Genomic DNA, 13,401 nt, shown 5'->3' with positions numbered 1-13,401 from the left:
GCGCCCGGTGCAGCGCTAGCGTCGCGTCTCATGCCCTCAGTTCTCGTCGCCGGCCCGGTGTCCTGGAACGCGATCGTCACGGTCGCCGCCCTGCCCGAGCCCCGCTCGCAGACGCTGTTCGCGTCCGACCACCGGGACACGCTCGGGGGGACGTCGGCCGGCAAGGCGCTCGCACTGGCGCGGCTGGGCGTCGACGTCGCGCTGCACACGGTGCTCGGCGACGACGACGCCGGCACGCGCGTGCGCGCCGAGCTCGCCGAGCCACGCCTGCGCCTCGAGGCGACGGTCGTGCCGGGGCCGACCGAGCGGCACCTCAACCTGATGGCCGCCGGCGGCGAGCGCGTGTCGATCTACCTGGACGTCCCGAGGGCCCCGGACGAGGTGCCCGCGTCCGCCGCGGCGGACCTCGCCCGCTGCGAGGTCGCCGTTGTCGACCTCAGCGACGCGTCCCGCCGGTACCTGGACCTCGCCCGGACGGCCGGGGTTCCGGTGTGGTGCGACCTGCACGACTACGACGGGCACGCGGCGTTCCATCGGGACTTCCTGGCGGCCGCCGACGTCGTCGTCGTGAGCGCCGACCGCCTCGCGGACCCGCGCGCATTCCTGACCGACGCCGTCGCGGCCGGCGCGCGGTGGGCGGTGTGCACGCGCGGCGCGCGCGGGGCGCTCGCCCTCGGCCGGACCGAGGGCTGGCTCGAGGTGCCGGCCACGACCGCCACCTGGGTGGTCGACACGAACGGCGCCGGGGACGCGTTCGTCGCCGGCATGCTGCTCGGCCACCTGGAGCGACGCCCGCTCGCGCACTGCCTGCGGCTCGGCGCGGCGGCCGGCGCCCTGGCGGTGGCCTCGGCCGCGCTGGTCTCGACCGACCTGACGGCCGACGCGGTGCGCCGGATCGCCGGTTTGGCCAGCGACACGGGGGCCGATCAGCCCGAGTAGGTCGCCCGTCGCCGCGTTCGTGTTTACTCAAGCGATGCCCTCGCCCACGAGCCCGCCCGCCCGGGCATCCGCCCGCGTCGGCACCGGCCTCGCGGTCGGCTCGATGCTCTGCGTCCAGCTCGGTCTCGCCGCGTCCATCGGCCTGGTCGACGACCTCGGGCCGGCGGGCGTCGCGTGGCTGCGGCTCGGTTGGGCGGGCGTCATCTTCCTGCTGCTCGTGCGTCCGCGGCCGTGGACGATGTCCCGCCGCGGCCTGCGCGCGAGCGTCCTGCTCGGCGTCGTGACCGCCGGGGTCACCCTGCTGTTCATGGCGGCCGTGTCCAGGTTGCCGCTCGGGACGGCGAGCGCGCTCGAGTTCCTCGGGCCGCTCGGGGTCGCGGTCGCGCACAGCCCCGGCCTGCGCAAGCTGGTCTGGCCGGTGCTCGCCGGGCTCGGGGTGCTGCTGATGACCGAGCCGTGGCTCGGCAAGGTCGACGCCGTCGGCGTCGGCTTCGCGCTCGGCGCGGCGGTGTGCTGGGCCGCGTACATCGTGCTGACCCAGCGGGTCGGGGACGAGGTGTCGGGGCTGCGGGGCCTGGCGATCTCGATGCCGGTGGCGGCGCTCGTCGCGACGGTCGTCGCGGCCCCGAGCACGGTCGGCTCGCTGACCTGGCCCCTCGTGGCCGCGGGCCTTGGCCTCGCGATCCTCCTGCCCACCGTGCCGTTCACGTTCGAGCTGCTCGCGCTGCGCCGGCTGACCACGGCCGCGTTCGGCACGCTCATGAGCCTCGAGCCCGCCATCGCGCTGCTGATCGGTCTGGTCTTCCTCCAGCAGCAGCCGGGCCTCGTGCCGGTGCTCGGCATCGCCTTCGTGGTCGCCGCCGGGATCGGTGCCGAGCGCAGCGGCGCGCGACCCGACGCCGCGATCGCGCCGACGACGCGCGCCGGGTCCTAACCGCCGGGCCCGAGGCTCCCCGGCCGGACGGTCCGGCCGTGCGCGGCCCGCGCCAGCACCGCGCCCGCGATCAGCACCCACAGGTTCACCCCGACGGCGCCGGCGAGGTACAGCACGAACAGCGCGTCCGGGGCGCCGTCGAGCAACGGCCCGAACAGGCCGATGAGCACCCGCACGGCGGGGATCACCCCGAGCCAGACGAGCGGCGCGGGCAGGAGTCGCGACCGGCCCGCGAGCACGCAGATCCCGACGACCCACCCGCTCACGGCGAGCAGCCCGGCGGCGTAGGCGCCCTGGACGCCCACCAGGTGCACGACGAGGTAGGCCGCCCGGCCGTCGGCGGCGTCGATCTCCGCGATCCGCAGCACCGGACCGGGTGCGCCGACCTGGACGGCGCCCGCGGCCGCGAGGCAGGCGGCAGCGAAGAACCCGCAGGCGGCGACGGACCTCCGGGCGACGCGGCTCGCGCGCTCCGCGAGCGCCTCGTCGAGGCCGATCACCGCGACCGTGAGGGCGACCGCCATCGCGACGATGCCGAGCCCGGCCGCGACGTACACGTCGCCGTGCGCGCGGAAGAACGCCAGTCCGACGGCCGCGTCGTCGCCGTCGGTCAGGCCTAGTCGGGCGACCGCCAGGCTCGTGAGCGCGAGGACCCGAGGGCCGTCAGCCCGTAGGCGATCATCGCCTGCCCGCCTCGCCGTGCCGCGCCCATCGCGCCTCCCGAGTCCGAGAGTACGTCGCCGTCAGAGCACGTTGACCGCTCGCGCCGCGACGATCGCGAGGGTCACGAGCGAGACGCTCGCGGCGCCGGCCATCATGGCCTTTGCCCGCGCGGACAGCGGCATCGTGTCGGTCGGGCTGAACGCCGTCGCGGTCGTGAAGCCCACGAACAGGTAGTCCGCGAAGCTGGGCCGCCAGCTGTCCGAGTCCCACCCCGGCACCCCGCCCATCTGCACGAAGAGCAGGTCCGGCCGGCCCGGGCGGCGGTCGTGCCGCGGGTCACGCGCGAACGGCCCGCCGCGATCCGTCTCCCACAGCGCGAGCGCGACGGCGGCGACGTTCGTGATCCAGATCAGCAGCGCGGCCTGTACCAGCGCCCGCGGCGCGATCGACGTGCCCGACACGACGACGTCGACCAGCAGCGCGAGGTGCCACGCGTTCGCCACCGCGAGCAGTCCGGTGAGGGTGAGCGCGGTCCACCGCAGCCAGCGGGTGTCCCGGGACAGCCGGACCGGGTTGACCATCGCGACCGGTGCGAGCAGCGCGACCTCGAGGACCGGCAGCAGCCAGACCGGCCCGGCCGTCACCGCGCCGGGCAGCGCGAGCTGCAGGCCCAGCACTCCGGCGACGGTCACCGTTGCCGGCCATCGGCGCTCGTGCGGGGCCAGGTCGCTCACCGGCGCAAGTGTGCCGCATCTGCGCACGCCGCTAGCCTCGTGCGCATGACCGACAGGGAGTTCCGCTGATGGAGTACCTCCTGCTCGGGGTCGTGGCCGCGGTCCTGATCGTCGCGGTGAACGCGCTCGCGCCGAAGGTCGGCGTCTCCGCCGCGCTGCTGCTCATGCTCCTCGGCGTCGGCCTCAGCCTGATCCCGGCCGTGCCTGCCATCCACCTCGAGCCCGAGTGGATCCTCGCCGGCGTGCTGCCGCCGCTGCTGTACTCGACCTCGGTCGGGATGCCCGCGATGGACTTCCGGCGCGACCTCACCGCGATCAGCGGCCTGTCGGTGACGCTCGTCGTCGTGACGTCCGTCGCCCTGGGCGTCGTGTTCTCGGCGGTGATCCCCGACGTCGGGCTCGCGACGGGGATCGCCCTCGGCGCGATCGTCAGCCCCACGGACGCCGTCGCCACCGCGATCGTGCGCCGCCTCGGCGTCGGCCCCCGCGTCGTGACGGTGCTCGAGGGCGAGAGCCTGCTCAACGACGCCTCCGCCCTCGTGCTCCTGCGCTCGGCGATCGCGGCCACCGCCGCGTCGGTCTCGCTGTGGCACGTCGCGGGCAACTTCCTGTACTCGATCGCGGTCGCCGTCGGCATCGGGTTGGTGGTCGGCCGGGTCAGCCTCGCCGTGCGCTCGAAGCTGCCCGACGCGCACCTGACGACCGCGATCTCGTTCATCGTCCCGTTCATCGCCTACCTGCCCGCCGAGCGCCTGGGCGCGTCCGGGCTCGTCTCGACCGTCGCCGCTGGGCTCGTCACCGGGTACGGCAGCGCCAAGTACCTGCGCCCGCAGGACCGCATGGCCGAGACGGCCAACTGGCGGACCCTCGAGCTGCTGCTCGAGGGTGGGGTCTTCCTCGTGATGGGGCTCGAGCTCTTCGGGCTCGTCGACGACGTCGGCGCGGCGGGCGGCAGCCTCGCCCTCGCCCTCGGCGTCGGGCTCCTCGGCGCGGTCGTCGTCGTCGCCTTGCGCGCCCTGTACGTCGTGCCGCTGCTGTGGCAGCTGCGGGCCCGGGCTCGGCGCGGTCCGGCGGTCAAGGGACACCTCACGAACCTGGACGCGCGGATCGACGCGAGTGGGCTGACCCGGGTCGCGATCGCGCGCACGGGGCGCGGGCGGCGCGGCGAACAACCCACCCGCGACATCGCGCCGGCCAAGGCCGGCACCCGTCCGGGCCGCGCGACCGACGCGGCCAGCTTCCGGACCCGGATCACCCAGCAGATCGCCGACATCGACTACCTCAGCGCCGAGCCGCTCGGCTGGCGGGAGGGCGTCGTGCTCGTGTGGGCCGGGATGCGCGGGGTCGTTACGCTCGCCGCGGCCCAGTCGCTGCCGCACGACACGCCCCAGCGATCGCTCCTGGTGCTCATCGCGTTCGTCGTCGCGGCCAGCACGCTGCTGGTGCAAGGCAGCACCCTGCCCTGGCTGGTGCGCCGCCTCGGTCTGGTCCGGGCCAGCGCCGACGGGGCCGGTGAACGTGCCGAGCTGCTCGGCGAGCTCGATGCGCTCGCCAGTGCCACGATCGACCTGCCCGACCTGCGCCGACCCGACGGCCGGCCGTACGACGAGCAGATGCTCGCGCGCATCCGGCTCGCGCTGGAGCACCGCCATGCGGAGGACGGCGCGGGCGACGACGACGCCACGGGCGTGGGCGACGGCGCGGGCGGCGCGGGGCTCCGCTCGGCCCAGTACCGCGAGCTCCGCCTAGCCGTCATCGGCGCGCAGCGCGCCCACCTCCTGCACGCCCGGCAGCTCGGCATCTACAGCTCGGCGGCCCTCAACCAGGCGCTCGCCGTGCTCGACGCCGACCAGATCAGCACCGAGCTGCGGAGCCAGTGATGAGGCCCGTCGGCGCGCCCGGTGCTCCGTCGCGGCTGGACCTCGAGAGGTACGAGCTCGAGTTCGACGAGAACTTCGGGGGCACTGAGCTGAACCGGGACCACTGGCTCCCGTACTACCTGCCGCAATGGAGCAGCCGGGCCGCGACCGAAGCGCGCTACGACATCCGGGCCGGGTGCCTGACGCTCCGGGTCGACGCCGACCAGGCACCGTGGTCCCCGGAGTTCGACGGCGAGGTGCGGGTGTCGTCCCTGCAGACCGGGCTGTGGTCCGGGCCGCTCGGCTCACCCAACGGACAGCACCGCTTCCGGCCCGGCCTCGTGGTCCGCGAGCCACAGGCGGCGTCGCGCCTGTACACGCCGCGGTTCGGCGTCGTCGAGGTCCGGGCGGCGGCGACCGACGACCCCGACGCGCTCGTCGCGCTGTGGATGATCGGCGTCGAGGACGCACCCGAGCGGTCGGCGGAGATCTGCGTCGTCGAGGTCTTCGGCGCGGACGTCGGGCCGGGAGTCGCCGCCGTCGGGATGGGCATCCACCCGTTTGCGGACCCGACGCTCGTCGACGACTTCTCGGTGCTGGCGCAGCCGATCGACGCGCGCGAGCTTCATCGGTACGCCGTGCGCTGGACGCCCGACGAGGTGGCCTTCTACCTCGACCGCGAGCTCGTGCGGGTGATCGGGCAGGCCCCGCAGTACCCGATGCAGCTCATGCTCAACGTGTACGACCTGACCGGCCCGGGGCACGAGGGCCGCTACCCGAAGGAGTTCGTCGTCGACTACGTCCACGGTTACCGACCGCGCTAGGGGCACCGTGTCGGCACGGATATGGCGGCAGCTACCGCGTCACACGCCGAGGCAGGGCGAACACGAGCGCGAAGGCGACCACCGCGAAGGACGCGCTGACCGCGAGGGCCACGGCGGCGCTGTGGGTGAAGGCCACCGCGAGCTCGGCCGCGGTCGGGGGCGCCGTCGTCGTCGGCAGCGTGAGGGTGCCGAAGAAGACACTGCCGATGATCGCGATGCCGATCGCGCTGCCGAGCCGCTGCATCGTGGCGATCACGCCGCTGGCCGCGCCGGCCTCGTGCCGATCCACGGTCGCGATGATGAACTGGGCGTTCGGGGCGATGAACAGCCCGCTGCCGGCGCCCGCTACGAGCAACGGCACCAGGAGGTCCCAGTTCGTCAGGTCGCCGGGCTCGACCAGCCGCAGGACCAGCCACAGCGCGATGAGGCCGACCGCGACCATCCCGGCGCCGATGACGAGCACTCGGCGGCCGATCGAGGCGGCGAGGCGCCCGCTCTGCGAGGCACCGACGATGCTGCCCAGCGCGAACGGCACCGACACGAGCCCCGACTCGAGCGCGGAGTGGCCGAGCCCGGCCTGCCAGAGCAGCGAGATCGTGAAGAAGATGCTGACGAACGCCGCGAAGTACACGAGCGCGAGGATCGTGCCGCCCGTGAAGGCGGCGTGCGAGAACAGGTGCGGCGGCACGAGCGGGCTGCGCCCGCGCCGGGCCACCCTGACCTCCCAGGCGCCGAAGGCCACGATCAGCAGGACCCCGCCGGCCAGCGATAGGAAGGTCCACCGCGGCCAGCCCTGGTCCTCGCCTTCGATGAGCGGCACCAGCAGCGCGACGAGGCCGCCCGAGAGCAGCAGCAGACCCCCGAGATCGACGCCCTTCGCCGCCTGGGCACCGGCCGAGCCCGCGGGCAGCAGGACGACCGCCGCGACGAGCGCGACGATGCCGAACGGGATGTTGACGAAGAAGACCAGCCGCCACCCGTCGGCGTCGCCGAACGCCTCGATGAGCAGGCCGCCGATCAGCGGCCCGAGCGCCGTGGCAACCCCGATGACCGCGCCCATGATCGCGAACGCCTTGCCGCGGGTCCGCCCGGTGAAGAGCAGCTGAATGTACGCGGTCACGGCCGGCAGGTAGATGCCCCCGGCCAGCCCCTGCGCGACCCGGGCGACGATCAGCTGGGTGCCGCCCTGGGCGAGCCCGCACGCGACGCTCGCCGCCGTGAACAGGGCCAGGCCCGCGATGAAGACCCACTTGTGCCCGTACCGGTCGCCGAGCCGGCCGGCAGGGATGAGCGCGAGCCCGAAGGCGAGCGCGTACCCGGAGATGATCCACGACAGCGTCGCCTCCGAGGCGTCGATGCTTGTCCGGATCGTCGGCAGCGCGACGTTCACGATGGTCGCGTCGAGCAGCGACATCGACATGCCGATCAGGAGCACGCCGAGCACGCGCCAGGAGCGCGGTGAGACGACGCCGCCCGTGGGCGGCGGGGCGGAGCTGTCGGTCACGGGCGGTGATCCTCTCGGACGGAGCGCGAGGTCGCGCAGCGATTCTCCGCCCCGACGAGCGTTTCGCGCGACTCCTGCGCCGGCAGGTGTGCGCGCCACCCGGAGGCCACGACGGCGAGGCAGCCCAGGGCGATGACGACGCCCGCGCCGAACATCTCCGGGTAGGTCCAGCGGCGGGCGAGCACCGCGAGGACCGCGGGGATGAAGAAGCCGAGGTAGGCGAACGAGTAGTACACGGCGGTGAGGCCGGCGCGGTCGTCGGGTCCCGCGATGCGCTGGACCTCGTTGAGCCCCGCGACGAGCGCGAGCCCGTAGCCCATGCCGAGCACCGCGGCCGCCGCGAACGCGAGCGTCAGGGTCAGCTCGCGTGCGGCGAGGGCTCCTAGGGCCATCCCGGCGACGATGATGACGAGCGCGATGACCGAGGCCCGCGCGCTGCGGTGGGTGTCGATGGCCCGCCCGAGCACCTGGATGCCGACGCCGCACCCGAGCGTGAGCACGGTCAGCAGGGCCGAGAACGCGATCGGCAGGCCGCCCGCGTGCGAGCGCATCAGGCCCGGCAGCACCGCGTAGGCGCTGCCCACGCAGCCGAACACCCACGGAGCGAGCGGGACCACGACCCGCCGGAACCGGCGGTGCGCGACCGACGGAACGCGCAGGTCACCGCGCAGCGAGCCCCGCGCGCGGGGCGTGCTGGCAGGGCGCGTCTCCGGGGCGCGCAGCAGCCACGCGCCCGTGCCGACGGTGAGCGCGACGTGCACGAGGTAGGCGGTCGCGGTGGGCAGCGGACCCCACTGCGCGAGCGCGCCGGCCACCCCAGCGCCGACCAGGAAGCCGAGCGTCAGGGCGAGCGACGCGCGGCGCGCGCCCGCCCCCGGGTCCGGGTCGTCCACGGAGAGCTCGGCGATCCACGTCGTGCCGACGGCCATCACCAGGCCCAGCGCGGTGCCGCAGAGCACGCGCCCGAGCGACAGCGCCAGCACGGACTGCGCGAAGCTCGCGAGCACGAGCGACCCGACGAGGCTCAGCGGCGCCGCGGGCAGCAGCAGGGGCCGCCGCCCGTAGCGGTCCGACAGCGGTCCCCCGACGAGCAGCGCGGGGACGATGCCGATCACGTACGCGCCGAGCAGCAGGTCGACCGTGACGGCGGAGAAGTTGCTCACGTCGCGGTACATCACCAGCAGCGGCGTGAACTCGTTGCCGCCCCAGGCGATCGCGAACATCGAGCCGCCGACGGCGAGCCAGGGCGCCCGCCACCACCGCACCCGGGCCGTTGCCGGGGCCGGGGCCAGCGCGGGTGCCAGGCCCGCCGCGCGCGTCACCGGGGCGAGGCCCACCGCGCGCGTCACAGGGACGCGGCGTCGGCGGCGCGCTCGGCCAGGTGGGCGTCCTGCAGGTGGCGCCGGAGGGCGTCCTCGAAGCCGGCGGTGTCGCCCGCGCCGATCAGCGCCGCGAGCCGCGCGTGCCCGGCGACGAAGCCGCGCGCACGCTCGACGTCGCGCCACAGCGAGCGCGCGACCATGCGGTGCTGTCGCTCGCACAGCGTGACGCTGAACCCCGTCAGCAGCGCGTTGCCGCCGGCCGCGACGATCGCGAGGTGGAAGGCCGTGTCCTGCACCGAGTAGGCCTCGACGTCGCCGTGGTCGAGGGCCGCGGTCTGTTCCGCCACGGACGACTCCAGCGCCGACCGCAGCCGGTCCCGGTCGTCGGCGGTGGCCAGTGCCGCGACGGCGTGCACCTCGAGCAGCAGCCGGGCGTCGACGACCGCCCGGGCCTCGCCCGCGGCGATGGGCACGACGACGGCGCCCCGCTTGGGGTACAGCCGCAGCCAGCCCTCGGCCTCGAGCCGCAGGAACGCCTCCCGCACCGGCGTGCGGCTCAGCGCGAGCTGGCCCGCGATCTCGCCCTCGCTCACCATCGAGCCCCCGGGCAGGCGGTCGTCGAGGATCAGATCCTTGACGTGCCGGTACGCGACGTCGGCGGCGGACAGGGTCGATCGCGGCATAGACACAACATGAGTCTATGCCGCCGTTCCCGCCGGACGGGCTGCTAGCCGGCGAGCCCGAGCAGCTGGCCGAACGCGGCGGAGGCCGCCAGCCCGAGGAACGTCCACCCGACCATGCTCGCGCCGACGTACCCGACGAAGGTGGCCTTGTCGCCGGTGGTTCCTTCCCAGCGGGGCGCGGGGGTCTCGCGCACCCAACGGCGCGCGGCGCCGACGGAGCCGAGAGGGGATCGCCGTCGGGCGGCGGACGGGGCGAAGATCTGCAGGGTGGACATGTGGTGCTCCTGGGTGTGGATCGCGCGTTGTGGTCGGGGTCTCCGACCCTCTAACGATGGCGCATCGGGCGCAGGTCCGCCTGGGATTTTTGACCTACGCCGCGCGGCGGCCCCGTCGCCCGCCCCTAGTTTGCTCAGCTCGCCTGGTCGTAGGAGTCGACGACCGAGACGTCGAGCGCGAAGTCGACCGGGCCGTCCCCGAACAGCAGCCGACCCGCCTCGGCGGCGGCGGCCACGATGGCGGCGGCGACGTCGTCGGCCGCTGCCGCCGGGGCGTGCACCATGACCTCGTCGTGCAGGAAGAAGATCAGGTGCGGGCGGCCGTCGAGCGCGAGCAGCCGCCGCCGCAGCGCCGCCATCCAGCACAGCGCCCACTCCGCGGCCGTGCCCTGGACCACGAAGTTGCGGGTGAACCGGCCCCAGTCGCGGCGCCGCCCCCGCGCCGCGCGGACGTCGTCGGGCCGGGCGAGCTCGCCCTCCGCCCGGGCCACCACCTCCTGCCACGCGGCGCCGGGCAGCGGCGACGACCGGCCCAGCCACGTGGACACGACCTCGCCGCGCTCCCCCGCGCGCGCCGCGTCCTCGACGAGCGCGACGGCACGCGGGAACGCCCGGGTCAGCTGCGGCATCAGGACCGCGCTCGGCCCGGTCGTGGCGCCGTAGATCGCGCCGAGCATCGCGTACTTCGCCTCGGCCCGGGTGTCCACGATGCCGGCGTCGACGACGCCCTGGTACAGGTCGGCATGGCGGCCGGCGGCGGCCATCGCGGCGTCGCCCGACATCGCGGCGAGCACGCGCGGCTCGAGCTGGGCGGCGTCGGCGACCACGAGCTTCCACCCCGGGTCGGCCCGGACCGCCGCCCGCACGCTCGCGGGCAGCTGCAGCGCGCCGCCGCCGTTCGTCGCCCACCTGCCGGTGACCACGCCGCCGGGCACGTACTGCGGCCGGAACCGGCCCTCGTGCACCCACGCCTGCATCCACGACCACCCGTTGGCGCTGAGCAGTCGGGCGAGCTTCTTGTACGCCAGCAGCGGGGCGACCACGGGGTGGGTCTGCTCGCGCAGCTCTCCCGTGCGGGTCGTGGCGACGTCGAGCCCGGCCGACCGCAGCGCGCGCAGCAGCTCGGGCGGCGAGTCCACGTTGACGGACGGGTTCCCGAGCGCCGCGCGCACCTGCGCCGCGAGCTCGTCGAGGCGTGGCGGGCGGCCGCCGTGCACCGGCCGGGCCCCGAGCGCGCGGGTCAGCAGCGCGTCGTGCACGTCGACGCTCCACGGCATGCCGTCGTGGTGCATCTCCGCGGCGATGAGTGCCCCGGTCGACTCGGCCGCGAGCAGCAGCCGCAACCGGCCCGGCGCGCGCGACCCGGCGACAGCGGCGAGCTGCGCGGCGAGCTCGTCGACGACGTCGAGCTTCCCGTCAAGGCGGGCGACGTCGTCGAGCACCCCGCCGAGATTCGCGCCGCCGCCGTCGCCGTCCGCGCCGGCGGTGGGGGTGGCGGCCGACGCCGGGTCGTCGAAGAGCGTGAGCTCCGGCAGCGCGTGCTCCTGCCGGCGCGCCTCGTCCCACAGGCCCGCCGGGGCGAGCGCGAGGCCGGACCGGTCGCAGGTCGCGCTGCGGCGCAGGATCGCGTGGCACAGGCGCAGGTCGTAGGCCCGCTCGACCCGGCTGCCGGCGGCGAGCAGCGGCGGGTACCAGCGGTCCGTGTCGTCCCACACCCACCGGGGACGATCCTGCTCACGGGCCGCGACGAGCGCCGGCAGCTCGCGCGCGTCGACGACGGTGCGGTCCCCCGGGGCGCCCTGGTCCGAGACCGCAACGACGACGACGGCGCCCGGCCGAGCGGCGTCGTCGGCAACTACCAGGAAGGACACGCCCCATTCTCGCCGCCGCCACCCACATCCCGCGGCAACCCACATCCCCCGACACCCACACCGCGCCCCCCACACCGCCGCCTCCACCCACAACCCGGCCGACGCCGCTCGCGCTCAACTCGCGCTCAACTCGCGCTCACCCTCTCCGCGAACTGCCAGTTGTGGTCGCCCGACGGGCGAATTCGGGCACACAACTCCCCGTTCGGCGTGCCGGCTGCGTCCGCCAGCGAGGAGTCTCGTGGGTGCGAGGGGGGTCATCGGGTGCAAGGGGGGTCATCGGGGGCGATGAGTTTCGGGAGGACGCGGAGTTGTATGGGTGGCACCCGAGACGAAGGGACGGTACGCATGAGCCCGACGCTCGCGGCGTGCTTCGCGCATCCCGACGACGAGGCGTACTGCACCTACGCGTCGGTCGCGCTGCACTGCGCCGAGCCGACGTTCCGCCTGGCCGTGCTGCTGGCGACGGACGGGGAGGCCGGCGAGGTGGCGCCGGGCCTCGAGGTCGGGCCGGACGGGCTGGGCGCGCTGCGGCGGGAGGAGGACGCGCGCGCGTGGCGCAGCCTCGGATACTCCCCGGACCGGCAGGACTGGCTCGGCCTGCCCGACGGCGCTCTCGCCGAGGTGCCGTTCGACGGCCTCGTCTCGTCGGTGGCGACCTTCCTGGACGCCGAGCGCCCCGACGTCGTCGTGACCTTCGGGCCCGACGGGCTCACCGGCCACCCCGACCACGTCGCGATCGGGGCGGCGACGGACGCGGCGTTCCACGCGGTGCGCCGCGACGGCGGTCCGGGCCTGCGCCGCCTCCTGCACCCCGCCATCGCGGACTCCTGGTTCGCCCGGCACCAGGCGTGGCGGCGGGCGAACGGCCACCCGCCGTGGGACCCCGACCGCATCTACCACCTGCGCAGCGTCGAGGACTCGCGCATCGGGGTGGACGTGCGCACCGCTGCCGTCGCGCACCGGCTGCTCGCCGGTCTCAAGGAGCACCGCAGCCAGCGGCACGTCATGCTGCCCGCCGTCGACGACGACACGTTCGTCCGCGGGGCCACGCACGAGACGCACGTGGTGGTCTGGCCGCCGCGCGCGCCGACCGAACCGCCGCTGCACAGCATCTTCGAGGGCCTGGACTGACCCGGCGCGCCGGCCCGGCCGCGGAAGGGGCACGATGGCCAGTGTGACCACACTCGAGCGCCTGACCGCAGACCTGACCGTGTCCATGAAGGCCCGCACGGCCTTCCGCACCAACACGGTGCGCCAGGCGATCGCCGCCGTGCGCGCGGCGGAGAAGTCCGGCCCGGCCGCCCGCGAGCTGACCGACGAGCAGATCCAGGCGGTGCTGGCCGGCGAGGTGAAGCGGCGGCGCGAGAGCGCGCAGATCTACCGCGACGCGGACGCCACCGAGCGTGCCGAGACCGAGACCGCCGAGGCCGACCTCATCGAGGCGTACCTGCCGGCCACGGTTACCCCCGAGGTGCTCGACCAGCTCGTGGCGGACGCCATCGCGGCGTCAGGCGCGAGCAGCCTCAAGGACATGGGCACGGTCATGAAGGCGGCCAACGCCGCGGCCGCCGGCCTGGGACGGGTCGACGGCAAGGAGCTCTCGGCGCGCGTGCGACGCGCGCTGCAGGGCTGACCGGCTGCCGGGCTCACGGGCTGCCGGACTGACGGACTGACGGGCTCGCGGGCTCACGGGCATCGACAGGTAATACCTCCGCGCGTATCGTCGAATTCCAGCACCGCGCCGGATCTCCGAGCGGGCGGCCGACGTCGGCCGCCGCCGGGCGGCTCGTGGG

13 protein-coding genes are annotated in these 13,401 nt (G+C 75.0%); 6 read left to right on the top strand and 7 right to left on the bottom strand.

From position 1 onward, the window contains the following. Positions 1 to 30 precede the first annotated feature (30 nt). Complete coding sequence (locus J4E96_RS10150; protein WP_227421995.1) at positions 31 to 939, top strand: carbohydrate kinase family protein; 909 nt, start codon at positions 31 to 33, stop codon at positions 937 to 939. 34 nt (positions 940 to 973) lie between these two features. Beyond that, positions 974 to 1,873: an EamA family transporter gene (locus J4E96_RS10145; protein ID WP_227421994.1), complete on the top strand. Its 900-nt coding sequence runs from the start codon at positions 974 to 976 to the stop codon at positions 1,871 to 1,873. Here the strand turns inward: J4E96_RS10145 and J4E96_RS10140 are convergent. Beyond that, a complete protein-coding gene (locus J4E96_RS10140; RefSeq protein ID WP_227425721.1) occupies positions 1,870 to 2,508 on the bottom strand; it encodes a DUF4386 family protein in 639 nt (212 codons plus the stop codon). The genes J4E96_RS10145 and J4E96_RS10140 overlap by 4 nt on opposite strands. 108 nt (positions 2,509 to 2,616) lie before the next feature. Further along, complete coding sequence (locus J4E96_RS10135; RefSeq protein WP_227421993.1) at positions 2,617 to 3,270, bottom strand: hypothetical protein; 654 nt, start codon at positions 3,268 to 3,270, stop codon at positions 2,617 to 2,619. Positions 3,271 to 3,338: 68 nt separating this feature from the next. Between J4E96_RS10135 and J4E96_RS10130 the strand changes: the two genes are divergently transcribed. Together J4E96_RS10130 and J4E96_RS10125 are read left to right on the top strand one after the other, a co-directional pair. Next, positions 3,339 to 5,150, top strand: a complete 1,812-nt coding sequence (locus tag J4E96_RS10130) for a cation:proton antiporter (RefSeq protein ID WP_227421992.1) — start codon at positions 3,339 to 3,341, stop codon at positions 5,148 to 5,150. Then, on the top strand, positions 5,150 to 5,953 hold the full coding sequence (locus tag J4E96_RS10125) for a glycoside hydrolase family 16 protein (RefSeq protein WP_227421991.1): 804 nt from the start codon (positions 5,150 to 5,152) through the stop codon (positions 5,951 to 5,953). Before J4E96_RS10130 ends, J4E96_RS10125 begins: the two co-directional genes overlap by 1 nt. Positions 5,954 to 5,984: 31 nt before the next feature. Here J4E96_RS10125 and J4E96_RS10120 read toward each other — a convergent pair whose 3' ends face one another. The 5 genes from J4E96_RS10120 to J4E96_RS10100 form a co-directional block, all read right to left on the bottom strand. Then, positions 5,985 to 7,457, bottom strand: a complete 1,473-nt coding sequence (locus J4E96_RS10120; protein WP_227421990.1) for an MFS transporter — start codon at positions 7,455 to 7,457, stop codon at positions 5,985 to 5,987. Next, positions 7,454 to 8,794 (bottom strand): MFS transporter, encoded by a 1,341-nt coding sequence (locus tag J4E96_RS10115; RefSeq protein ID WP_227421989.1) that lies wholly within the window; start codon positions 8,792 to 8,794, stop codon positions 7,454 to 7,456. The genes J4E96_RS10120 and J4E96_RS10115 overlap by 4 nt, the downstream gene beginning before the upstream one ends. An 8-nt stretch (positions 8,795 to 8,802) precedes the next feature. After that, positions 8,803 to 9,462 (bottom strand): GntR family transcriptional regulator, encoded by a 660-nt coding sequence (locus J4E96_RS10110; protein ID WP_227425720.1) that lies wholly within the window; start codon positions 9,460 to 9,462, stop codon positions 8,803 to 8,805. A gap of 44 nt (positions 9,463 to 9,506) precedes the next feature. After that, positions 9,507 to 9,737, bottom strand: coding sequence for a hypothetical protein (locus tag J4E96_RS10105; protein WP_227421988.1), 231 nt, complete (start codon positions 9,735 to 9,737; stop codon positions 9,507 to 9,509). Positions 9,738 to 9,871: 134 nt separating this feature from the next. Further along, positions 9,872 to 11,608, bottom strand: coding sequence for a bifunctional 3'-5' exonuclease/DNA polymerase (locus J4E96_RS10100; protein ID WP_227421987.1), 1,737 nt, complete (start codon positions 11,606 to 11,608; stop codon positions 9,872 to 9,874). A 345-nt stretch (positions 11,609 to 11,953) separates the two neighbouring features. Between J4E96_RS10100 and J4E96_RS10095 the strand changes: the two genes are divergently transcribed. Then, entirely contained in the window at positions 11,954 to 12,739 is a 786-nt protein-coding gene (locus tag J4E96_RS10095; protein ID WP_227421986.1) for a PIG-L deacetylase family protein, read from the top strand. 34 nt (positions 12,740 to 12,773) lie between these two features. Next, positions 12,774 to 13,241 carry a GatB/YqeY domain-containing protein gene (locus J4E96_RS10090; RefSeq protein WP_319637667.1) on the top strand — a complete coding sequence of 156 codons (468 nt, stop codon included), beginning with the start codon at positions 12,774 to 12,776 and terminating at the stop codon, positions 13,239 to 13,241. Positions 13,242 to 13,401 lie beyond the last annotated feature (160 nt).

Origin of the sequence: Pengzhenrongella sicca, from assembly GCF_017569225.1 — a bacterium.
GTDB lineage: Bacteria > Actinomycetota > Actinomycetes > Actinomycetales > Cellulomonadaceae > Pengzhenrongella > Pengzhenrongella sicca.
The sequence above is the reverse complement of the archived record's forward strand: the minus strand, read 5'-3'. Positions and strand labels throughout refer to the sequence as shown.

Bases quoted from the DNA above. Each gene is read 5' to 3' on its own strand.
- J4E96_RS10090 (WP_319637667.1), top strand. From the start codon at position 12,774: ATGGCCAGTGTGACCACACTCGAGCGCCTGACCGCAGACCTGACCGTG.
- J4E96_RS10150 (WP_227421995.1), top strand. From the start codon at position 31: ATGCCCTCAGTTCTCGTCGCCGGCCCGGTGTCCTGGAACGCGATCGTC.
- J4E96_RS10105 (WP_227421988.1), bottom strand. From the start codon at position 9,737: ATGTCCACCCTGCAGATCTTCGCCCCGTCCGCCGCCCGACGGCGATCC.
- J4E96_RS10145 (WP_227421994.1), top strand. From the start codon at position 974: ATGCCCTCGCCCACGAGCCCGCCCGCCCGGGCATCCGCCCGCGTCGGC.
- J4E96_RS10095 (WP_227421986.1), top strand. From the start codon at position 11,954: ATGAGCCCGACGCTCGCGGCGTGCTTCGCGCATCCCGACGACGAGGCG.
- J4E96_RS10125 (WP_227421991.1), top strand. From the start codon at position 5,150: ATGAGGCCCGTCGGCGCGCCCGGTGCTCCGTCGCGGCTGGACCTCGAG.
- J4E96_RS10130 (WP_227421992.1), top strand. From the start codon at position 3,339: ATGGAGTACCTCCTGCTCGGGGTCGTGGCCGCGGTCCTGATCGTCGCG.
- J4E96_RS10110 (WP_227425720.1), bottom strand. From the start codon at position 9,462: ATGCCGCGATCGACCCTGTCCGCCGCCGACGTCGCGTACCGGCACGTC.